Genomic DNA, 21,296 nt, shown 5'->3' with positions numbered 1-21,296 from the left:
GGCGCTGCCCGCAAGTGGAATGCGGTTCAGCCTGCCATATTTGTCAGCTTTTTGGCCGAGGTTTGTGTCTGGCGCATCCGCGAAAACCGGATCAGCGTGGCACCTGAAACGATAGGGTCAACATGGCAGCGCAGTTCGCTGTGCTGATTGTGTTCGATGGTTGCGTCCCACGGTGCGCGCTCTTCAAAGTTCATAATAAAATCGCGAACCTCGCCCCACGCGGGGTTGGGGTGACACTGTTTTTGCCAATCTTTGATCGTGTCGATAATTGTCACTTCTGCAAAGCTGTTTTCGGGGTCCAGTTTCCACATCTCGCGGTAAGAAGTGTTGCAGAATTGCAAAAGCCCTGCAGACGAAAATACGACCAACGCGTCGTCAAACGTGTCCATCAACGATTGGCTTAGCTCTAGCTCGGCGCGGAAATTTCGGGTTAACAACATTTCGGCACTGATGTCTTCGATCAAAAACGCGATGGCCCCGTCGGGGTGCGGGCGACCAGACACACGGTAAGTTTGACCAGATTCCAACGACCATGTTTCTTGATATCGACCATCAGTGGCGGCGCTGATGACGTCAGAAATTTCTTGGCGCCAAGACCGGTAATTCTTGGGTTCAGGCATGACCCGATTGTCGCGCAAGCGATCGAAAAAGGACGACAAATCTGGTCGGGCGGATAAGAAATCCGCGGGCAAAGATGTCAGATCGACCAGTGCAGGATTGAACAAAGCCAACTGGCCGTTGCGATCAAAAATCGCCAATCCGGTCGAAAGCTGCGCAAAGGTTTTCGCCAACGTTTGCACGAAATTACGCTGGGCAATTTCGGCGCGGATCACGGCGTTAATATCGATGGCGTGAAACATCGTGCCGTCATCCACACGCATTGAACTGACATCAAACCACAGCAACGGACGTTCGTCATCGACCTTCAAAGAGGCGCGCGACTGGCCTTTGTCATCCAGCTTTTCTGTAAAGGACTTGAGCAACGGATTTTTTGAATCCGGTTCCGATCCGTGGACGTCTTTGTACAGGGCTTTGTAGGCGTCATTGCACCATTTGACGTTGCCGTCCTCGTCCGCTTGCCATGTGGGGTGGGGTGCGGTTGAACTGGCCAACCGTAGCGTTTGCAGTTCAGCCTCGAGCGACTTTACACGGTGGTGATCATCCAACCCCAAGGCGTCAGGATCGACGACTTGCACATGTGTGCATTCGTTAACGCGATCGATTTTGAGAACCGCAGTGTCTTGGATGTCTTGCGCGGCAAGGATCATGGACCCATCACTGTCCGTCACGGGATCGCGCGGCAGGGCGGGAAAGCGTGCGCCAAAACTGCGGTACAGGCTAATCCAGTCTGTTTCGCCAGAATTCTGAGCCAGAATAAACCGTGCTGTATTCGATGCATGTTCCAGATCAGGGCCCCGAAACAACAGCGAAATGTCGGCCGTTATGGGTTGTGGGGCAGATTGCGCGGATCGCACAGGCATCCAGGCCACAAACAAAAGCCCGGCGACCGCAGTCACACCAGATACACAAATCACCAGAATGATGTCTTGAAACGTCATATGCTGATCCTTCGTGACAGCGTTTTTTATACCTTCGGTTGCAAAAGTTAATGTGTCGTTAATACATGCGGCGTGGCGGCGAAAATATTAACAATCAGTTAGTTGGTGATATGTTGGTTCAGTCCGATCGGCACAGCATTGGATCCGTGGCGCGCATCGATGGCGTCTCTTGGCCAGACAACCTCGACGATGGCACCGACTTTTTTGGTTTGCGCGTCATTGGGGATCGTAATTTCAGGCCCGTTGGCGAATTTCAGCTCTGCGCCGGACCGTTCAAGCAAAGTTTTCGCGATGAACAATCCCAGCCCCATGCCCTCGTATTCCGGGCGTTGTTGATTGTCTGATGTGCTGCGCCGTTTTCGCATAAACGGGTCCCCGATGCGCCCGATCAAAGACGGTGGAAAACCAAGACCGTCGTCAATGATACGGATCGAGATGGTTTCGGCACTCCAATCGGTTTCTACCCAGACGTTGGCGTTTGAAAAATCGACGGCGTTTTGCACGAGGTTGCGCAGGCCGTGAATGATCTCGGGTTTGCGCAAAATCGCGGGTTGGTTCAATTCGCTGCCCGCGTCTGGATCGTGCGAATAATGCACGAATTTGCCGCGGTGCGCATGCGGTTCGGCGGCTTCGGTCACGACAGCCATCAAAGGCGCTTGGCGCAGGTGAAGATCGTCTTTGCCGGCCCGCCCCATGTCGCGCAAAATGTCCCGGCAACGGTCGGCTTGTTCGCGGATCAGGGCGGCGTCCTCGTACAAGTCCGGATTGTCTGACAGTTCGTCCATCAGCTCTGCGCTGACCAGTTTGATTGTCGCCAAAGGTGTGCCAAGTTCGTGTGCTGCGGCCGCAACCACGCCCCCCAAATCGGTCAATTTCTGTTCACGAGACAGCGCCATTTGCGTTGCTGACAGCGCGTCCGACATCGAATGCATTTCCGACGTGACCCGCCGTGAATAGGCCCCGATGAACATGATCGCGATCACCAACGCCAGCCAATTTCCAAACACAAACAGTTCAGGAATGCGCAGATGAAAGCCTTGAACGGTGCGCAACGGTTCATGGAATTGCGACAGAATCGTCACCAAAATAATTGCCGTTGCCCCAACCAAAACAGTGGACGCCGTGGTCAAAACCGCGGCGGACACAGTTACAGGCCCGAGCAGCAGCAACGCAAACGGATTGTGCAATCCGCCCGTCAGATACAGCAGCGCGCCCAATTGCAGCAGATCGAATAAAACCATCGCTAGGTTCTCGGTTTCCGACAGCCGTTTGTTTTCCGGAAACACAAAAATCGCCACCAGATTGCCGATCACCGACAACCCTACCACCAGATAGCAAAGCCCCAGTTCCAGCTGCAAATCATACATCCGCTGGGCCACAGTGATTGCGGTTAATTGTCCCACTATCGCGACCCAACGCAGCAGGATCATCGTGCGCAGCCTTATCCAGTTGGATCTTTGCTGTCCGGTGAACATGTTCAGATCTGAATTCGCCATTGCTTCACCAATTCGTTCATTGCGCTTGTTGGCGCTGCTGATACCAATGCGCCCAAGATGAACCTACAGCCATTCGAGAGGGAAACAAATGATCCGCATTATCGCACCTGTTGCCGCCGTTGCTGTCGCCGCCGTTGTTGGTGGAACCTGGTACATGTCTCAGAATTCTAACGGCGATCCGTTCGCGCAATGCCGCACCAGTTCGGTGGCCGGTGGGGGCGCAATTGGCGGACCGTTCGAGTTGCTCAACGCCAAAGGCGCAACAGTGACCCAAGCCGACGTGATCACCGAACCGTCGTTGATTTATTTTGGCTACACGTTTTGCCCTGACGTTTGCCCGTTCGATGTCTCGCGCAATGCCGAAGCCGTTGATTTGCTCGCCGAGGCAGGGCAGTCGGTCACGCCGGTCTTTATCTCGATTGATCCCAAACGCGACACACCCGAAGTCGTCGGTGATTTCGCATTCAACATGCATGAAAAAATGGTTGGGCTGACCGGATCGCCAGAGCAGGTCAAAGCAGCAAGCCAAGCCTATCGCACCTACTATCAGCCGCATGATGACGGGTCGGATTACTATCTCGTTGATCATTCCACGTTCAGTTATTTGGTGTTGCCCGAAGTAGGTTTTGTCGAATTTTTCCGCCGCGACGTGACGCCAGAACAAATGGCCAAGCAGATCGGCTGTTTTGTCGACAACGCCTAAGCCTTTGGTTGCTGTGACCATCTGCCTCTGATCGGATAAATTGACGCAGGCCGCCGCGCGCTACATAGTCGTCAGAACAAATTCTGGACCGGAGAAGACCTATGGCAGAGCCAACGCAACACGAGATTGGCGAAGATCGTTCGCTGCTTTTGGTCGATGATGACGAACCATTTTTACGCCGTTTGGCCAAAGCGATGGAAAAGCGCGGGTTCGAAGTTGAAACCGCCGGATCCGTTGCCGGTGGTCGTGCAATCGCCACGGCCCGCCCGCCCGCGTATGCCGTCGTTGATCTAAGGTTAGAGGATGGCAACGGTTTGGACGTGGTCGAAGTGCTGCGCGAAAAACGCCCTGAATCCCGGGTGGTTGTGCTGACAGGCTACGGCGCAATCGCAACAGCCGTGGCAGCGGTCAAAATCGGTGCGACGGATTATTTGTCAAAACCCGCCGACGCGACCGACATTACCAACGCGTTGCTGGCGACGGGTGACGATCTGCCGCCACCCCCGGAAAATCCGATGAGCGCGGACCGCGTGCGTTGGGAACACATTCAGCGGGTGTACGAATTGTGCGACCGCAACGTGTCGGAAACGGCGCGTCGCCTGAACATGCACCGTCGGACTTTGCAGCGGATTTTGGCGAAACGTTCACCGCGTTAGCGCAGTGAACACCGCTTCCAAACCCTGTCGACAACTTGGCCGTTGGACAGCTTTTCGTCCTTAAGCAGCTTGATCGTTTCGAACCCGCGGCTTTGGTAATAGGCGAGCCCACCTTCGTTATCGGCGCGAATGACCGCATCGATTGTCACATATCCCATTTCCAAGGCGGCCTTGCGCGTGGCGGCGAACAAGGCCGATCCAATCCCCAAACCGGTTTGCCCAACGCGCGTAAATGTCGCGATATCGGTGGAATCGTGGGGAATGTCTTTGTGCGGTTGGATGTATTGAAACCCCAATAATTTTCCGGTGTCGTCTTCGGCCAAATGCCAGACGGCGTGTTCGCGTTCCATCCACGTCGAAAGTTGATCACCAGTGACCAGTTCGACCTTTGCCGTTGTGCCACCAATGGCGATGATTTCGTTTAGCAACGCGGCCAAGGCACGACAGTCAAGCGCGCCGGCGCGGCGAATATGGAGCGGGGATTTGGTCACATTTTTTCCAATAACTGGGCATGGCGGTTGGTGAACGCGTTGCGGGTTTCAACTGGCGTGCGCAGGACGATTGCCAGACCGGCCATGATTGCAGTGTCTGGTTTGCCAAAGAATTTGGTCGCCTCGGTTTCGGTGAAGCCAGCGATTTGTGTCGCCTCCATCCACGCGCTGATTTTGTCGGCCTTTTTGATCTGCTTTTTGATCGCGACAGGAATTGCGGCAGGCAGTCCAAATCGAATGTGGATCGCGGCGGTCAGTCGATCATCCAAGGCACCGTAACCCGGACCCACAGCGGCTTTGACCGGCGAAATCATATCACCGATCACATATTCAGGGGCGTCATGCAGCAATGCAGCCATCAACCATTTTGTCGGAGCCTTGGGCGCGATCCGTCCATACAGGGTTTCGACCAGCAGTGAATGTTCAGCGACCGAATAGGCGAAATCACCGTGGGTTTGACCGTTCCAACGCGCCACAAAGGCAAGACCGTGGGCGATGTCTTCGATTTCGATATCAACTGGCGTCGGGTCCAGCAGATCAAGCCTGCGACCGGACAGCATCCGCTGCCATGCACGGGGAGGAGTAGCCATAGTGCGCACCTTTTGAAACAAGTCTTAGTTGTTCCACGAGACAGGCGGTGTGAAAACCCGAAAAGCTGCGCACCTTTAGAAATTTACCGAAGTTTAACATCCGTCGTTGCGAATACCCGATTGCCATGCAGCTGGCCAACCAAGCGGTATCCATGTTGCCCAAAGTGACGGCGAATCCAACGCGGGCGCTTGAATTCCTCTAGAATTAGGATGGGTTTTCATTTGTCGATGATACCCCGTGCCCCTAACAGGGCAGCGCGTTCGTGCCCTTCGACGTCCAGTTGCAAGATCGACACTTTGCGATCCATCGGCACGATGTCATCCAAGCGAATGGATGCGACTTTTTCGACGTAAAAAAATCACCAAAGAATGTTCTGGCATGGATAATATCGCCGTCACCAGCGTTTTCAGCCATGAAGCGGATGGTTTTAGGTTCGTAAACATCACCAGCCGTAACCAATCGGACAGCCGGTCGATGATCTAGAATTTCGGGAACAGAATATCTGCCGCATTTGTTTTCTGCCAGTAACGCGCCCATGCCATTTGCCCCCCATTAGTTCCCTTTTTAATCTAATCCTACTCAAATGAGGCTTATTGATGAGCAAGCGGGGCTGATTTGCAGCAACCTTTGCGTGTTGCGTGCCGCGGCACATCTGCATCAAGCCACAGGACACACACGCATTGAGATTTGTGACGAAACGGGCTAGTGACGCGCAACGCTATTTGAGGAGCATCCACATGGCCAACGACTACATTGTAAAAGACATCACCCTTGCCGAGTTCGGTCGCAAGGAACTGGACATCGCCGAAACTGAAATGCCGGGCCTGATGGCGTGCCGCGCCGAATTCGGCGAAAGCAAACCACTGACAGGCGCGCGCATCGTTGGATCGCTGCACATGACCATCCAAACTGCGGTTTTGATCGAAACGCTGGTTGAACTTGGTGCCGACGTGCGCTGGGCATCTTGCAACATTTTCTCGACCCAAGATCACGCGGCATCCGCAATCGCAGCTGGCGGCACACCAGTGTTCGCGATCAAAGGTCAGTCTTTGACAGAGCATTGGGATTACCTCGACAAATCCTTCATGTTCCCTGAGGGCGCAAACATGATCCTCGACGATGGTGGCGATGCGACGCTGTACATTTTGTTGGGTGCCCGCGCCGAAGCCGGTGAAGAGATTTTGGCCGTGCCACAGTCCGAAGAAGAAGAAGCGATCAAAGTACAAATCGCCAAGCGCATGAAAGAATCCCCAGGCTGGTTCACGAAAACACGCGAAGCGATTTTGGGTGTCTCCGAAGAAACCACAACAGGCGTTCACCGCTTGTACGATCTGCACAAAAAAGGCCAACTGCCTTTCCCTGCGATCAACGTCAATGACTCGGTCACGAAATCCAAGTTCGACAACAAATACGGCTGCAAAGAGTCACTCGTTGACGGTATCCGCCGCGCGACAGACACGATGATGGCCGGCAAAGTTGCGGTTGTCATGGGTTACGGCGATGTTGGCAAAGGATCTGCTGCATCCCTATCCGGCGCGGGCGCACGTGTGAAAGTCACCGAAGTTGACCCGATCTGCGCATTGCAAGCCGCGATGGACGGTTTCGAGGTTGTTCTGCTTGAGGACGCGCTGGAAACGGCCGATATCTTTATCACGACCACCGGCAACAAAGACGTGATCCGCATCGAGCACATGCGTCAAATGAAAGACATGGCGATCGTTGGCAACATTGGTCACTTTGATAACGAAATCCAAGTGGCGTCGCTGAAGAACCACAAATGGACCAACATCAAAGAACAGGTCGACATGATCGAGATGCCAAACGGCAACCGCTTGATCCTGCTGTCCGAGGGACGTTTGCTGAACCTTGGCAACGCGACAGGTCACCCGTCATTCGTGATGTCCGCATCCTTTACCAATCAGGTTCTGGCGCAGATCGAATTGTTCACAAAAGGCGACGAATACCAGCCTGGCGTTTACATCTTGCCCAAGCATCTGGACGAAAAAGTTGCACGCCTGCACTTGGATCGTATCGGCGTGAAGCTGTCGAAACTGGACGCAGAACAAGCGGCCTACATCGGCGTTTCACCAGATGGCCCGTTCAAGCCAGAGCACTACCGTTACTAATCGGCTAAAAGATAATTGACCAAGGCCGCCCCGAGAAATCCGGGCGGCCTTATTCGTTTTTGAACGGGAAAACCCTAGCCGCGGGTCATGAATTGCGGGTTCACAACGCCTTTGAAACAACGTGGAAAATACGGATAGCTGTCGGTCGCAAAGTAGCGGTATTCGCCGTCAACCAACCTGCCGTTGCATTCGTCGAGCGTGCCTGATCCGGCTTTGTATTCAAAGTCTTCTTCGAATGTTCCGTCATACGCGCCCAATGGATCTGTGGGTCGTGTGCCAGCCTTTAGGCGCCAAGACGAGGTGGCCGCGCTGGGGCTGTAGTGGATTTCAAATCCATCTGGCGCATACCCGATCAATGTTCCGCTCAGCGAGGCCACGTAGTCTGACGAAACGCCGTGATAGTGGTACAGGCCAGATTTATCGACATGCGCATTTTGGTCATCCATTCCCAACCTGCGTGGTTCGTGCATGGCTTGCTGGCGCCAACCGCTGGACGGATCATGGCTAAAACCGCGTCGTCCGTTCGGGTCGTAATACCCTGCTGTAAAAGGACGGAACGGCACGCCGGTCAACGATACGCCAACGGTCATCAAGCCTGTCGTGACAGTGTTTGATTGCTGAGGATCGTTTGGAAAACAAAACTTTAGCGCCTGTTCGCGAAAGGCATTTGGGTTCGCTCTGTTCGGGAACTTGCCCATGTCGTGGTTGGGTGCCCCGTTCGACGAGATGCAGGTCAGGTCAGAATTCTGAGTTACCTTTGAGACGTTTTCATGTGCTGTGGCTGCGACGGGCAAGGACACCAGTAACAAAGCTGTAAAAAAGTGGCGCGACATAGTTATTCTCCAAAAGTTTGTACCTTTGTTGAACGGGCTTACGCGCCATTTCCGTCGTTTGCGCCGTGGCAGGCGTCGAGTTGCCCTAGGCTGTCGCGTCTGTGGAATCGTCAACTTCGATGATTTCTGCATCCTCGACAACGACCATGTCTGTGCTGTCACCCTGCGCTGATCCAACGATTAATGGCAGCATTTGCAGACCACCGGGCATGGCGACTTCGGACTGAGGCGGGGTCTTCCAGGACAGCGTATCAAAGCTGTTGCAGTTAGTGCACATCGGGGCCCAGTCCGCATGAATGTGCTGACAGTTTTCGCAAATCCACTGCGGACCGCGCGGCAGAGACAGCGCACGTGCGAGCCAGCCTTTGACAACCGTGTCCTCGGCCCCTTCGCCGCGTTCAATCGCTGCCATCAAGGTTGCGGTGCGGGCTGTAGGGTCGGTTTCAAACAGATTGCCAAGGGCGCGGCGCGCTGCCGGGAAATCTTCGTTCGCGAGGTGCATTTCCGTCATCAGCATTTTGGATTCGGGGTGATCTGCTTGGCCTTTGGTCAGCGCAGTAAATCGCTTCAGGCGCGCCTTGGCGTCCTCATTCGGTTCAATCGCAACAAAGGCAGCGGCGAGATCGGGATGCGGTTGCGCGTCCCACGCCTTTTTGATCACACGGGTCGCGTATTTGTTCTGGCCCTGTTCGACGTATCCGTGCGCGGCCATGACGGCTGCGGGGATCAGATCAGGGGACAGACGGTTGGCTTCAATCGCTGCCTCGCGAGCCTCAATTGTTTGATCGGCATCAAAGATTTTGCGGGCTTCGGACAATGCCAAAACCGCATCGCGACGCTTGTGTACATCGCGCGGCAAAGAACCGTGTTTGAGTTTGGCATTCAGCGTTTCGCGTGCGCCCGACCAGTCTTCGGATTGGGCCTGCAGCTTTAGCAAAACGTCTTGGGTATCCTCGTGACGGGGCTTCAAAGCAAACGCTTTTTCCGCCAGCTTTAGCGCCATGTCTGTATCACCGTCTGCCAGCTTTTGTTTCATGATTCCACGAACGCCAACAAACCGAGTGGCGTCATTGGCGACCAGTTTGCGATAGGTTTCTTCGGCCTTGCGACGGTCGCCAGACATCTCGGCAGCTTGCGCCGTTAGCAAATCTGTCAGTTCTGGTTTGTTCAAATACTTCTCGGCTTTTGCCGCTTTTGCCATTGCCTGACGCCCTTCGCCTGACGCCAACGCCATCATCCCTTGGGACAATGCGTCGTAGCCTTTGGCCTGACGATTGCGTTCAAAATAGCGGGACAATGCCGTTTCATCGCCGTTCAAAAACTTCCAAACTGCGACCAACAAGGACAGCACTTTTAGCAAAACCCAGACTGCAACCAGCAAAACGACCAGCGCAATGACCGATTCAAGCGGGCCAAAGTTGTACTCGGTGCCTGCCACCTCTAGCCGCACACCGCCATTGGATTCGAGCAAATAGCTGGCCCCAAACGCAGCCGCCGCAACGACACAAACAAACAGACAGATTTTAACTAGAGACCAAAGCATAATATTTCCTTAGTTCGCGGCGAGGCGTTGCATCAGGGCTTCTGACGCGGACATAACAGACTGACGGGTGCGGGCGCGATCCACCCAGTCGGCCATCGCGGCCTGACCTTCGGGTGGCAAAGTTTCCGCTTCGGCGACGGCGTCGGTAAGCCGACCATTTCGCGCCGCATCCTCGATACGTGACAAAACTGCGTCAGGGTCTGAACCCGCACGTGGTTCGGTCGACCGCGCACCGAGGGACCGTTTCAAGAAGCCGCTAAATCCACCGGCTGTTTCATCGCCAGAGGCGCGGCTGGCAGCAAGAGCGGCACGGGCAACATCGGGAATATCGGCCTGCAACGCAGACAATGGGGCCACCCCGTCGGCAGCGGCATCAGTCAAAGCCTCAGGAATGTCGACAACGCCTGTTCCCTCAAGATCACCCAGCGCTGCATCAAACGGCGCACCGCTTTCGATGGCAGCAATAATGCGCGTGGCGGCGGCGCGTGCCAGTGTGCTGTTTGCCGCGTCCTCGGTTGATTTTTCCACAAGGCGCGCGTCGGATAATAGCTTGTCAATTTCGGCCTGTTGCGCTGCCGCAGTCGCCTGAAGTTCAGCAAATTCTGCGTCGTAGTTTGCACCAGACCCGGTTGTTGTTCCTGCGGGGCGTTTTTCCAGCGCAGCAATTCGGTCGCTTTGCGTTGCGATGACAGCCTGCAATTCGTTGATCAACGTCGTATCAGGCGCGGGCTGACTTTCGATCTTTGCATCAAGAGTCTGAAGATCACCCTTTAGACGCGCGATTTGCGAATTGGCTGTCTTAAGGCCGTCAGCCAAAGCGGTTTGTTCAGCGCCAGCGCGCATGCTTGGCGGTAAAAAATTGTCGATCAAATCGGCACGGGCAGCCAGAAAACCAAAGATCGCAGCAGCGATACCACCCAAGAGTAGCGGCCAAATACGAGTAGGTTGGGTTTCAGGCGCTTGCGTCACGGGGGCGGTCGTGTCTGCGACTTCATCCGCATCCGCATCCGCATCCGCATCCGCATCCGCATCCGCATCCGCATCCGCATCCGCATCCGCATCCGCATCCGCATCCGCATCCGCAGTCAGCGTGTCATCGGCGATCAATTCGGCCTCGATTACATCTGCCTCCGGGGTGACGCTGTCTTGCGCAATGTCCGCATCCAGATTTACCGTATCATCGCCAAGCACAAGGGTGTCGGACAGGTCCGTATCCGCCTTGCTGGCTTTTTTGACTGACTTCTTGGCCACTCTTCTACCTTCCCGATTCTAAATCGAACTTGGTGCTACAAATTTTACTCTACGCGGGCGCTTGATTGCTCTCAACCCAAGGGAATGCTTGCTGTGACGTTTTGAACCGCATCAAGCATCATCTTACGCGACGGATCTGCGCAAACATGCAACGAGGCCGCGTTCAATCCGGCGACTTCTGTAGATACCGCTTCACTTAGCGCGATGATGTGCAATGTCGCCGCCCCTTTGTATTGCTGTGCAAACTGACGTGCGGTGCGCGGCGAAAAAAGGGGAAGGATGATGGGGTTTTCCCTGCCAAGGACAGCGTTTGCCGGGTCCGAAAGCGGTTGCAGGGCTTGATCGTAGATCGTGATCTCTGTCGTTTTGATCCCGGCAGCGGTCAATCGGGCCGCGACATTGCCGCGTGTGTGCGTGCCACACAGATGGGTCAGGGGGCCAATTGGCGGTGACTGAACAAGGCGTTCGACCAGATCGTTCGCTGTATTTCCGATATGGCGGGCATCCCAACCGGCGTCCTGCGCCGATTGCGTTGTTTGCGCACCGACACAATAGGCGATCTGACCGGTCCCCTGTGGTCCACAAAGCGGGCCATTTGCAGAGGTGAAAATCACGTCACGAATGTTCGGCAGATCAACGGAAATCGGTTCGATCCGGATCAAGGGCGCGATCAAAAGCTGTAGCTTGGCTTGGGCATCCGCAGGCAACGCCTTCCAAAAGGCGTCCGACCCGCGCTGGGGCCGCGTCAAAAGCAGAGAAATCTGCAGGTGCTTTGCATTGTTTGCCACGGTCTAGGGTGTTACCTCGGAGTAAGGTTTCGCGCAATGGAGCAGGTCTTGCCAAAGCAGCAGAACATTTTGGGCATCGAAAGCAGTTGCGATGATACGGCAGCGGCCGTGGTGCGTGGTGTGCCCGGTGGCGTGGCGCAGGTTTTGTCGTCGATCGTGGTTGGTCAAACCGAATTGCACGCGGCCTTTGGCGGTGTTGTGCCCGAAATCGCCGCGCGCGCGCATGTTGAAAAACTGGACGTCAGCGTGATCCAGGCCTTGGCTGAGGCAAAATTGAACATGTCCGACATCGATGCGATTGCCGTGACGGCGGGCCCCGGATTGATCGGCGGCGTTGTGTCTGGTGTGATGCTGGCCAAGGGGCTGTCGGTGGCGACGGGCAAACCGATTTACGGCGTGAACCACTTGGCGGGTCACGCATTGACGCCGCGTCTGACGGACAACGTCGAATTCCCCTACCTGATGCTGCTGGTGTCTGGCGGGCATTGCCAGTTTTTGATCGCTACAGGCCCACAAGATTTTCGGCGTTTGGGCGGCACGATTGACGATGCCCCGGGCGAAGCGTTCGACAAAGTTGCGCGCCTGATTGGCCTGCCGCAGCCAGGTGGGCCGATGATTGAACGGGCCGCCAAACAGGGTGATCCCAAGCGGTTCAAACTGCCGCGTCCGTTGTTGGATCGGGCGGGGTGCGATATGTCGTTTTCCGGTTTGAAGACAGCCGTGCTGCGGACACGCGACACGGTCATTGCCGAAAAAGGCGGGCTTGGCGTTCAGGATCAATCTGATTTGGCTGCCAGTTTTCAAGCCGCTGTTTCGGATGTGCTCGCCGAGAAAAGCCGCCGCGCCATGACCGAATATTTAGCGCTTGATCCAATCGCGCCAACCCTTTGTGTTGCTGGTGGCGTCGCGGCAAATATGACGATCCGGAGCGGGCTGGAAACTGTGTGCCACGAGTTTGAAGCAGAATTTGTGGCACCTCCTTTGGCGCTGTGCACCGACAACGCCGCGATGATTGCCTACGCCGCGTTGGCCCAAATGACTGAACGCGCGCCCGATGACATGACGTTGTCTGCCCGCCCGCGCTGGCCGCTGGACAGTGTTAGCCCGTCAATGTTGGGCAGCGGCAAAAAGGGCGCAAAAGCATGAGCATTTCCGTCTTGGGTGCAGGCGCATTTGGCACAGCACTTGCTATCGCGATTTCACGCGAAACAGATGTCGTTTTGTGGGGGCGTGACGCTGCGCATGTCGCGGAAATGCAGGCATCGCGGCAAAACGCCAAACGGCTGCCGGATGCTTTGTTTCCGACGCAATTGACGGTTACGGATGACCTGAAGTTGGCGTGTCGTAACAACGTAATATTGCTTGCTGTGCCGATGCAAAAGCTGGCTGGTTTCGTACAATCGCATCGTCAAATTTTGTCGTCAAAGACACTGGTTGCGTGTTGCAAGGGTGTCGATCAATCCAGCGGTTTGGGACCTGTCGAAACGATTGCTAAACACGTGCCTGATGCCCAATCGGCGATCCTGACCGGCCCAAGTTTTGCAGCTGATATTGCCAAAGGGTTACCGACCGCTTTGACGCTGGCCTGCGCGGATGAGGATGTCGGCGAGGCACTGCAACAAGCGATATCGACGCCAGCGTTGCGTCTGTATCGAACAACAGACACGACCGGCGCGGCGCTTGGTGGGGCGTTCAAAAACGTGATTGCGATTGCGTGTGGCGTGGCGATGGGTGCGGGTCTGGGCGAAAGCGCCCGGGCTGCTTTGATGACCCGAGGATTTGCCGAAATGACACGGCTTGCCCAGGTGCGCGGTGGATTGCCAGCAACCCTTGTGGGCCTGTCTGGTTTTGGGGATTTGACGTTGACCTGCACGTCGAACCAGTCGCGCAATTATCAATTGGGGCTGGCGCTGGGCGCAGGTCAGGAATTCGATGACCGGATCACGGTCGAAGGCGCGGCGACGGCACGTGCATTGCGAGATGTCGCAATTGCGCAAAATATTGATCTGCCGATAACCGTGACGATCGCTGCAATTTTGGATAAAACAATGGATGTCAGGGCTGCGATGGTTGCCCTTTTGTCCCGACCCTTAAAGGAAGAATGATATGTTGATTGCCCTGATGGCCTACGACAAAGAAGGTGCGCTGGATGTGCGCAAAGCCAATCGCGATGCTCACGTTGCCTATCTGAAAAGCACAGACGCTGTCGTGCAAGCGGGTCCGTTTCTGAATGACGCAGGTGACATGTGCGGATCGCTGATCATTCTGGATTTACCGGATATGGCCGCAGCTGAGGCGTGGATGGCCGGTGATCCGTATGGCAAAGCAGGCCTGTTTCAGTCCGCTAAATTGATGGCATGGAACAAGGTTATCGGCTGATGGCGTATTGGCTTTTCAAATCTGAACCCGCGACGTGGGGCTGGAACGACCAAGTCGCCAAAGGCGATATTGGCGAGGAATGGGACGGCGTACGCAACTACCAAGCGCGCAATTTTATGCGCGAGATGGCCGTGGGCGACCTTGGGTTCTTTTATCATTCTCAAACTGAAAAAGCAGTCGTCGGCGTGATCGAAGTGATCGCTACCGCGCACCAAGACAGCACCACCGACGATGAACGTTGGGAATGCGTCGATATCAGAGCGATCCGCCCTGTGAAAACGCCAGTCACTTTGGATATGATCAAATCCGATGGGCGATTAGATGATATGATACTTGTGCGGAATTCTCGATTGTCTGTGCAACCCGTCACTGAACCTGAATGGGGCATTGTCTGCGGGCTTGCCGGGATCGAACCCTGAATTCAGAATTTGGAGAATGCCTGCTTTTGGGGCAATGTTGATCCACCGGTCTGAAAACAGACCAACAAGGAGGGACAATATGGGTTTTATTAGCGTGCTTGCTGCTGCAGTGGCGAATTTTATTTTCGGGGCGATTTGGTACATGTCGCTGGCCAAGCCTTGGATGGCCGCGTCGGGTGTCGCCGTTGGCGAAGATGGGCAGCCGGAAAACAGGTCTGATCCGATCCCCTACATCACAAGTTTCGTCGCTGCTGTGCTGGTGGCCGGAATGATGCGGCATGTTTTTTCGCTAAGCGGCATTGATACATTTGGCAAAGGCTTGGTGTCGGGTCTTGGGATTGGGCTGTTTTTGGTGACGCCGTGGATCGCGACCTTTAACGGATTTGAAGGAAAACCGCGCGCGTTGACGTTGATCAACGGCGGTTACGCGACCATCGGTTGCGCAGTGATGGGTGCGGTTTTGACGCTGTTCTAGCAGCGATGTCACTGGAACGAAAAAGGGCTCTGGCTTGCGCCAGAACCCCTCACTCACCCCGCGTGCTACACTACCCGACACGCGTTCTTGGAAATTGGTTCTGGCCATACTAGCCGTTGCTGAACAACTACACTTGGTTAGGCAAAAACGCAAAGTAATAGTCTGTAAAATGAAGTTCAAAAGAAAAAGGCCCGCCTAAAAAAGCGAGCCTTAATCATTCAATGTCAAAGGCTTAGCCGTAAACGGATTCTTTGCCAAAGTGCTTGGTCAGCATGTAATAAACCACGGCGCGGTATTTGTTGCGCTCTGAACGGCCATAGGTTTCCATTGCTTTGTCGATTGCTTCCTTCAGCGCAGGACCGTCGGCCAGACCCAGCTTTTTCTTGAGAAAGTTTTCTTTGACTGTTTCCAGCTCGGCAGGTTGTGATGCCGCGACCGTGGACGCGTCTGCATTGTAGATCGCAGGGCCGCAGCCAATTGTTACTTTTGTCAGCAGATCCATGTCTGGTGTCATGCCGCATTTGTTTTTCAGATCGTCTGCATATTGCGCGATTAAGTCGTCACGTTTGCCCATTGAAATTCTCCCACCTTGGACTTGACCGTTCTTTCAGGCCTTGCGTGAGAGGTTAGAGTCCAATTCAGCCAAAACAAAGGGAAATTTTCAGTCGCTTTCCCCGTGCGGAGGTATTTCGCCTACCGACACAACCCCCAACCGGTGTGTTGCAGATGAAAGTGATCAGCATGCAGCGCGTTGTAATTTGGCCCAAGGGTGACACGAAACCATTTACATGCTGATGTGTTAGCGTGCCGCAGAAACGCGGATTTAGATGTGGCGCCACTCCAATCTCTTTTTAGATCGACCGAGGTGCCGTCTTGTAGAACAAAACCAGCGACGTCGATTGCCTCGGCTGTGGCATGGGTGCTCATCCGTCCACCAGACCCGGCGGATGTGCGAATTTCGCGGCAATTGTAGCTAGAAAAATGTTTGATTTCGCGGATGTCTTGATCGAACAGCTCCCGCGCCTTGGGTTGCAGATCATGCGTCGTCCACATTGCCCAGCGCAACGCAGTTTGGCATCTGGTGTTCACAGGTTTGATTTGTGCATTTCCGATCCGCTGAAGCGAAATGTGATCTGTGATCCCGCATCTTGGGCCATCAATCTTTTCGGGTTGCGTGTTGTACGTGGCACCGGTTGCAAGCGTGGCTTTGCACAGCGCACCATTTGCCAAAACACGGGCTAGTTTCCAGTCTGTCAACATGTTGACGGGATCATTTATGACCAAAGGCTTGGCTGGATTCCAGTGATCTGGCAGCGGCGAATCCGGCATGTAAATCAGCACACCCAAACCTGCAAAAAGCAAAATTGCGACACTGATGATTGCCGTCAAAGCAGAGGCGATTGACCGCCCTAGCATGTCACGCCCCATTGCGGCATTGCATCCAAGCCCTTAGGAACGAGGCAAATGAGAAGGAGCAGCCATGAAACGCGCATTGATCACCGGAATTACAGGACAAGACGGATCTTATCTGGCTGAGTTTTTGTTGTCCAAGGGATACGAAGTTCATGGCATCAAGCGACGTTCGTCATCGTTTAATACGCAGCGGATTGATCACATTTTTGAGGACCCGCATGTGCCGGATGCGCGGCTAAAGCTGCATTATGGCGATCTGACGGATTCCTCGAACTTGACGCGCATTATCCAAGAAGTGCAGCCTGACGAAGTTTATAATCTTGGCGCGCAAAGCCATGTTGCCGTCAGTTTTGAATCGCCGGAATATACAGCCGACGTAAGCGGCATGGGCACATTGCGCTTGCTTGAGGCGATCCGTTTGTTGGGTCTTGAGGAAAAGACACGGTTTTATCAGGCATCTACGTCTGAATTGTATGGCTTGGTGCAAGAGACGCCGCAGCGGGAAACGACCCCGTTTTATCCGCGTTCGCCTTACGCTGTCGCAAAACTTTATAGCTACTGGATGACGGTTAACTATCGCGAAGCCTACGGAATGTACGCCTGCAACGGTATTTTGTTTAACCACGAAAGCCCGCGCCGCGGTGAAACCTTTGTGACTCGCAAGATCACGCGGTCTTTGTGCAACATCGCGTTGGGGTTAGAGCCGTGTTTGTACATGGGCAACATTGATGCGCTGCGCGACTGGGGCCACGCCAAAGACTATGTGCGTATGCAATGGATGATGCTGCAACAAGACACGGCGGATGATTTTGTAATCGCGACGGGCAAGCAATATTCTGTGCGCCAATTTATCGAATGGAGTGCCGCCGAGCTTGGCATGACGTTGCGGTTCGAAGGGACTGGCATAGATGAGGTTGGTATTGTCGATACGATCACTGGCGATGATGTAACTGCGGTGAAATCAGGTGATGTGATTTTGCGGATCGATCCGCGCTACTTCCGTCCCGCCGAGGTCGAAACGCTGCTAGGTGATCCGACCAAAGCCAAGGAGGTTTTGGGGTGGGTACCGAAAATCACAACTCAGGAAATGTGCACTGAAATGGTGAAAGAAGATTTGAAGATTGCAAAGCAAAGCGCGTTGTTGCGATCGCATGGATACAACGCAGCCCTAAGCACAGAGAAATAATCGTCAAAAGTAACTTCGTACCAGCGCGCCGGCGATCAAGCTCCACCCGTCAGCGACGACAAAGAACGCCAGTTTGAACGGGAGCGAGACGATCGCGGGCGGCACCATCATCATGCCCATGGACATCAGGACCGCGGCGACGACGAGATCAATGATCAAAAACGGCAAGAATATAAGAAACCCGATTTGGAACGCGCGGCTGATCTCGGACAACATAAAGCTCGGGATCATGACCGATAGTGGCGCTTCTGGTGCTAGTGTTTGACCACGTGTGTCCGGGCGCAGATCGGCCATGGCCGAGAAAGTGTCGGGGTCCATGCGGGCTGCCATAAACACTCGGAACGGCTCCAACGTGCGAATAAACGCGGTTTCTGCGTCAATTTCTTCGTTGGTGAGCGGCTCTAATCCGTTGATCCAAGCCTCTGTGAAAACAGGTTCCATCACAAAGTATGTTAGGAACATTGCGAGGCTCACCAACAGCATATTGGGTGGCGATGCCTGTAGTCCGATGGCTTGGCGCAAGATCGACAAGACGGTGACTATGAATGGAAAACAGGTCAGCATAATTGCAAGACCAGGTGCAATACTGAGCACCGTAATCAGGGCAAAAAGCTGAATTGTCCGCGCACTGATCGATCCATCATCGCCAAGCGAAACGGATAGATCCTGACCAAAAGCCGGGCTGGAAATGGTCAGTAAAGTGACCAGCAATATGAGCGCGCGAGACATCAAGAACCGCTTACAGGCCGGATTGCAAATTGATGATTTCGGTCAGCCGCACATTTAGCTGACCGCTTCCGCTTGCTTCGTCTTCCTCAAGCATTCCACGTGCGATTAACTTTTCGCCTACAAAAAGTTCAACCGGGTCATCGACGCGTTTGTCCAAAGTTAACACAGCATTCGCGCCCAACATCACAAGGTCACGAACCAGAGGTCGCGCCTTGCCGACGGATACCGTGATTTCGATGGGAACAGCGGTAAATGGGTTGCTGGTATCTGCGGCAAAGTTAGGTTTTGCGGTCGAATCATCCATGTGTCACATCCTCTTGGGCGTGTTGAAAGAACGTCTCCATCGCGGCTGCGATACTAGAGACAACCTGCTCCAGATCGATTTCACGTTCATTAGAACCGATCCTTAGAAATACCTGTCCCTCTCCGAGATTTTGATCACTGATCAAGACAAACGGTTCGGGAAGGGCGTTGTTTAGCAATTGTTCGATTGGCTCGACATTTTGGGGCGCAATCGTAACCTCGATCACTTGGTCCAACGCCTCGCGTGACATGTCTGTTAGTTGCTCGACGACGTGGGCACCCAAAGATTCGCGTGCGATTGCAGGCAGCAGAGTGTCAGTAATGTCTGAAAACAATGGACGAAGTGATTTGATAAGAGCAGAACGTGCTTCGTGGTAACTGAAAGACGTGTCCTGAAGGTTTTTCGCTAAATCGGACGAGATATGCGTGTTGGAATCGCATTGCGCTTTTACAGCGTCGTCCCAACCGGCCTGAAAGCCAGCTTCGAAACAGGCAAGCTTTTCGTCTTCGATTTCTGACATGTCGAGGTCAGGTTTCGCATCTACGCCAACAGTCTTGGAGCCAAACTCTTGATATCTATGAGAAAGAGACATCATACGTTTTCCTCTTTTTCTTCCAGCCAGCTGCGCAGAATTTCAACGGTTTCTTCCTGACGATCACCGATCATAGACCGAAGACGATCCACTGGATCTTCGGACATGCTACCGCCAGCCGCGCCGCCACCCATCGGAAGATCAGGCAGTTCACTAAAGTCCGATCCAATATCAAAGCTGGGCAAATCAAAGTCACCAACCGGGTCGATTTCACCTGAAAGTGCTGGCAACGATTGCTGTTGTGAAGCATCTGGTGAAATCTGCTCTTGAGGCAGGCCCGGCGCTGGAGCGGGAAGAGCTTGTGGTGCGCGTGCAAGAACGGGGCGAACGACGAACAGTCCGAGGATTAGTGTAACGACGGCGAGGACAGCCATTTGCAAAGCTGACATCAAGTCTAGATTAATTGAGTCAAAAACAGACGTGCCGGCAGCAGTTCCAGCTGGTGAAACCGATTGTAGAGACATGGATTTGATTGTGATGATGTCCCCACGTGTTTCGTCAAAACCAACAGCAGAAGAAACGAGTTCACGTAGTGCCTCAAGTTCGGCATCATCGCGGGGTGCCACGTTGTTGGATTGGCCATCTTCGCCAACCACCGTCGCGTTGTTGACCAATACAGCAACCGTCAGTCGTTTGATCGCACCTGGTGCACGCACGATTTCTGTTTCTGTTTCGGAAACTTCGTAGTTTATCCGTTCGCGCGTTTCATTGTTCTGCGAGGACGAGTTGTCGCCTCCATTTCCTGCGTCACCTTCGGGCAGATTACTGGCAACAGTAACATCACCGCCGCCGGCGTCGTTTGATGAATTGGTGCGCTGTTCTGTATCGATGCTGATTGCGACGCGCCCCTCCGGATCAAAGCGGCGTTCGCGGATTGCTTCGCTTTCGGTGACCGTATCAACGCTGACTTCAACGACGGAATTGCCAAACCCAACGCGGGCCTCTAACAATCGTTGAACGCGCTCTTTTAGAACCTGAGCTTTGTCGTCACCGCCTACGGCAGGAACAGCGTCGTCCGTGGCTCCGATTAGCGAGCCATTGGCGTCAATGACTGCGACGTCCTCTGGTGCCAATCCGGACACGGCTGATGCCACAAGATAGCGAACAGCCTTTGCGTGCTGGGCAGAAACGCTGCCGCCATTTGGCGTAACGGATACAGACGCTTTGGGCGTGACACCGCGTTGGAACGGATTGGAACCAGTTGTTGCGATATGAACACGAGCCATGGAAATATGTGGGCTAGAGACAATCGTGCGGGCCAATTCGCCTTCTTTCGCGCGCCAATATGCTGCATCGAACATTTGTGATGTTGTGCCAAAGCCAGACAACGAATCGAGTAGTTCGTATCCACTGTTAGAGTTTGCAGGCAACCCTTCGCTGGCCAACGTAAGTCGCAACTGATCGCGCTCTTTTGCGTCAACAAAGATTGACCCACCACGTACATCGAACACCACACCGCGTTGTTCAAGTGACCGAACAACATCCCCTGCTGCACCGCTTTCTAAACCGGCATAAAGCAGTGTCATACTCGGCGCTGTCGCCATCCGTGACATTGCGAGCACGGCAAAAAACATCGCTACCGTGGCTCCTACTACGATGATTTGCCGACGCAGGTCTAACCCGGTCCACGCATTTAAGAGTTGCTGCACAATGGCCTCCGATATGTCCGGCTTTCTGCCCGACCTCAATCACAGCAATGAACGATCAGGCTTAACAATCGGTTAGTGCATCTAAGGTTATACAAATTTCGAAGCCATCGAAT

At 54.2% G+C, this 21,296-nt stretch carries 24 protein-coding genes; 9 read left to right on the top strand and 15 right to left on the bottom strand.

Annotated elements, in window-relative coordinates; genetic code table 11:
- Positions 1-26 precede the first annotated feature (26 nt).
- The gene (locus ACFIO0_RS17350) at positions 27-1,559 is read right to left on the bottom strand and encodes a PAS-domain containing protein (protein WP_390911648.1); all 1,533 of its coding nucleotides are present in this window, start codon (positions 1,557-1,559) and stop codon (positions 27-29) included.
- A 98-nt stretch (positions 1,560-1,657) separates the two neighbouring features.
- Positions 1,658-3,055: a sensor histidine kinase RegB gene (regB, locus tag ACFIO0_RS17345; RefSeq protein ID WP_390911647.1), complete on the bottom strand. Its 1,398-nt coding sequence runs from the start codon at positions 3,053-3,055 to the stop codon at positions 1,658-1,660.
- Between the two features lie 88 nt (positions 3,056-3,143).
- Between regB and ACFIO0_RS17340 the strand changes: the two genes are divergently transcribed.
- On the top strand, positions 3,144-3,758 hold the full coding sequence (locus ACFIO0_RS17340; RefSeq protein ID WP_390911646.1) for an SCO family protein: 615 nt from the start codon (positions 3,144-3,146) through the stop codon (positions 3,756-3,758).
- A 101-nt stretch (positions 3,759-3,859) separates the two neighbouring features.
- Positions 3,860-4,414, top strand: coding sequence for an ActR/PrrA/RegA family redox response regulator transcription factor (locus ACFIO0_RS17335; protein WP_390911645.1), 555 nt, complete (start codon positions 3,860-3,862; stop codon positions 4,412-4,414).
- On the opposite strand, the gene ACFIO0_RS17330 is transcribed toward ACFIO0_RS17335, so the two are convergent.
- The 3 genes from ACFIO0_RS17330 to ACFIO0_RS17320 all read right to left on the bottom strand — a co-directional run bounded on the left by ACFIO0_RS17330 (position 4,411) and on the right by ACFIO0_RS17320 (position 5,827).
- Positions 4,411-4,905 (bottom strand): GNAT family N-acetyltransferase, encoded by a 495-nt coding sequence (locus tag ACFIO0_RS17330; protein WP_390911644.1) that lies wholly within the window; start codon positions 4,903-4,905, stop codon positions 4,411-4,413. The genes ACFIO0_RS17335 and ACFIO0_RS17330 overlap by 4 nt on opposite strands.
- The gene (locus ACFIO0_RS17325; protein ID WP_390911643.1) at positions 4,902-5,495 is read right to left on the bottom strand and encodes an HD domain-containing protein; all 594 of its coding nucleotides are present in this window, start codon (positions 5,493-5,495) and stop codon (positions 4,902-4,904) included. Before ACFIO0_RS17325 ends, ACFIO0_RS17330 begins: the two co-directional genes overlap by 4 nt.
- Before the next feature lie 218 nt (positions 5,496-5,713).
- Positions 5,714-5,827 (bottom strand): hypothetical protein, encoded by a 114-nt coding sequence (locus tag ACFIO0_RS17320; protein ID WP_390915361.1) that lies wholly within the window; start codon positions 5,825-5,827, stop codon positions 5,714-5,716.
- Positions 5,828-6,233: 406 nt separating this feature from the next.
- Between ACFIO0_RS17320 and ahcY the strand changes: the two genes are divergently transcribed.
- On the top strand, positions 6,234-7,622 hold the full coding sequence (gene ahcY, locus ACFIO0_RS17315; RefSeq protein WP_390911642.1) for an adenosylhomocysteinase: 1,389 nt from the start codon (positions 6,234-6,236) through the stop codon (positions 7,620-7,622).
- Positions 7,623-7,696: 74 nt separating this feature from the next.
- Here the strand turns inward: ahcY and ACFIO0_RS17310 are convergent, their stop codons facing one another.
- From ACFIO0_RS17310 to ACFIO0_RS17295, 4 genes are all read right to left on the bottom strand, one after another.
- Entirely contained in the window at positions 7,697-8,455 is a 759-nt protein-coding gene (locus ACFIO0_RS17310; protein ID WP_390911641.1) for a YHYH protein, read from the bottom strand.
- Between the two features lie 85 nt (positions 8,456-8,540).
- Positions 8,541-9,998 carry a heme biosynthesis HemY N-terminal domain-containing protein gene (locus ACFIO0_RS17305; RefSeq protein ID WP_390911640.1) on the bottom strand — a complete coding sequence of 486 codons (1,458 nt, stop codon included), beginning with the start codon at positions 9,996-9,998 and terminating at the stop codon, positions 8,541-8,543.
- Between the two features lie 9 nt (positions 9,999-10,007).
- The gene (locus ACFIO0_RS17300) at positions 10,008-11,249 is read right to left on the bottom strand and encodes a COG4223 family protein (RefSeq protein WP_390911639.1); all 1,242 of its coding nucleotides are present in this window, start codon (positions 11,247-11,249) and stop codon (positions 10,008-10,010) included.
- Positions 11,250-11,320: 71 nt separating this feature from the next.
- Complete coding sequence (locus tag ACFIO0_RS17295; RefSeq protein WP_390911638.1) at positions 11,321-11,998, bottom strand: uroporphyrinogen-III synthase; 678 nt, start codon at positions 11,996-11,998, stop codon at positions 11,321-11,323.
- Between the two features lie 87 nt (positions 11,999-12,085).
- On the opposite strand from ACFIO0_RS17295, the gene tsaD reads away from it, so the two are divergent.
- The 5 genes from tsaD (at position 12,086) to ACFIO0_RS17270 (ending at position 15,310) form a co-directional block, all read left to right on the top strand.
- Entirely contained in the window at positions 12,086-13,183 is a 1,098-nt protein-coding gene (gene tsaD / locus ACFIO0_RS17290) for a tRNA (adenosine(37)-N6)-threonylcarbamoyltransferase complex transferase subunit TsaD (RefSeq protein ID WP_390915360.1), read from the top strand.
- Complete coding sequence (locus ACFIO0_RS17285; RefSeq protein ID WP_390911637.1) at positions 13,180-14,142, top strand: NAD(P)H-dependent glycerol-3-phosphate dehydrogenase; 963 nt, start codon at positions 13,180-13,182, stop codon at positions 14,140-14,142. The genes tsaD and ACFIO0_RS17285 overlap by 4 nt, the downstream gene beginning before the upstream one ends.
- A gap of 1 nt (position 14,143) precedes the next feature.
- Complete coding sequence (locus tag ACFIO0_RS17280; RefSeq protein WP_390911636.1) at positions 14,144-14,416, top strand: YciI family protein; 273 nt, start codon at positions 14,144-14,146, stop codon at positions 14,414-14,416.
- On the top strand, positions 14,416-14,835 hold the full coding sequence (locus ACFIO0_RS17275) for an EVE domain-containing protein (protein WP_390911635.1): 420 nt from the start codon (positions 14,416-14,418) through the stop codon (positions 14,833-14,835). The genes ACFIO0_RS17280 and ACFIO0_RS17275 overlap by 1 nt, the downstream gene beginning before the upstream one ends.
- 79 nt (positions 14,836-14,914) lie before the next feature.
- A complete protein-coding gene (locus tag ACFIO0_RS17270) occupies positions 14,915-15,310 on the top strand; it encodes a DUF1761 family protein (RefSeq protein WP_390911634.1) in 396 nt (131 codons plus the stop codon).
- A gap of 232 nt (positions 15,311-15,542) precedes the next feature.
- Here the strand turns inward: ACFIO0_RS17270 and ACFIO0_RS17265 are convergent, their stop codons facing one another.
- Both ACFIO0_RS17265 and ACFIO0_RS17260 read right to left on the bottom strand, forming a co-directional pair.
- On the bottom strand, positions 15,543-15,884 hold the full coding sequence (locus tag ACFIO0_RS17265) for a DUF2853 family protein (RefSeq protein WP_390911633.1): 342 nt from the start codon (positions 15,882-15,884) through the stop codon (positions 15,543-15,545).
- A gap of 119 nt (positions 15,885-16,003) precedes the next feature.
- Positions 16,004-16,738 carry an extensin family protein gene (locus tag ACFIO0_RS17260; protein ID WP_390911632.1) on the bottom strand — a complete coding sequence of 245 codons (735 nt, stop codon included), beginning with the start codon at positions 16,736-16,738 and terminating at the stop codon, positions 16,004-16,006.
- A 52-nt stretch (positions 16,739-16,790) separates the two neighbouring features.
- Between ACFIO0_RS17260 and gmd the strand changes: the two genes are divergently transcribed.
- Positions 16,791-17,909: a GDP-mannose 4,6-dehydratase gene (gene gmd / locus ACFIO0_RS17255; RefSeq protein WP_390911631.1), complete on the top strand. Its 1,119-nt coding sequence runs from the start codon at positions 16,791-16,793 to the stop codon at positions 17,907-17,909.
- 3 nt (positions 17,910-17,912) lie between these two features.
- On the opposite strand, the gene fliP is transcribed toward gmd, so the two are convergent.
- Genes fliP through fliF form a run of 4 tightly spaced genes read right to left on the bottom strand, consistent with a single transcriptional unit; the run spans position 17,913 to position 21,183 of the window.
- Positions 17,913-18,638, bottom strand: a complete 726-nt coding sequence (gene fliP, locus ACFIO0_RS17250) for a flagellar type III secretion system pore protein FliP (protein ID WP_390911630.1) — start codon at positions 18,636-18,638, stop codon at positions 17,913-17,915.
- Positions 18,639-18,648: 10 nt separating this feature from the next.
- Complete coding sequence (locus ACFIO0_RS17245; RefSeq protein ID WP_390911629.1) at positions 18,649-18,942, bottom strand: FliM/FliN family flagellar motor switch protein; 294 nt, start codon at positions 18,940-18,942, stop codon at positions 18,649-18,651.
- Positions 18,935-19,537, bottom strand: coding sequence for a hypothetical protein (locus ACFIO0_RS17240; protein ID WP_390911628.1), 603 nt, complete (start codon positions 19,535-19,537; stop codon positions 18,935-18,937). The genes ACFIO0_RS17245 and ACFIO0_RS17240 overlap by 8 nt, the downstream gene beginning before the upstream one ends.
- The gene (gene fliF, locus ACFIO0_RS17235; RefSeq protein ID WP_390911627.1) at positions 19,534-21,183 is read right to left on the bottom strand and encodes a flagellar basal-body MS-ring/collar protein FliF; all 1,650 of its coding nucleotides are present in this window, start codon (positions 21,181-21,183) and stop codon (positions 19,534-19,536) included. Before fliF ends, ACFIO0_RS17240 begins: the two co-directional genes overlap by 4 nt.
- Positions 21,184-21,296 lie beyond the last annotated feature (113 nt).

The sequence above is a fragment of the Pseudosulfitobacter sp. SM2401 genome, from assembly GCF_042932805.1.
Lineage (GTDB): Bacteria > Pseudomonadota > Alphaproteobacteria > Rhodobacterales > Rhodobacteraceae > Ascidiaceihabitans.
Note: the sequence above shows the minus strand (reverse complement) of the source record. Positions and strands in the feature narration are given on the sequence as shown.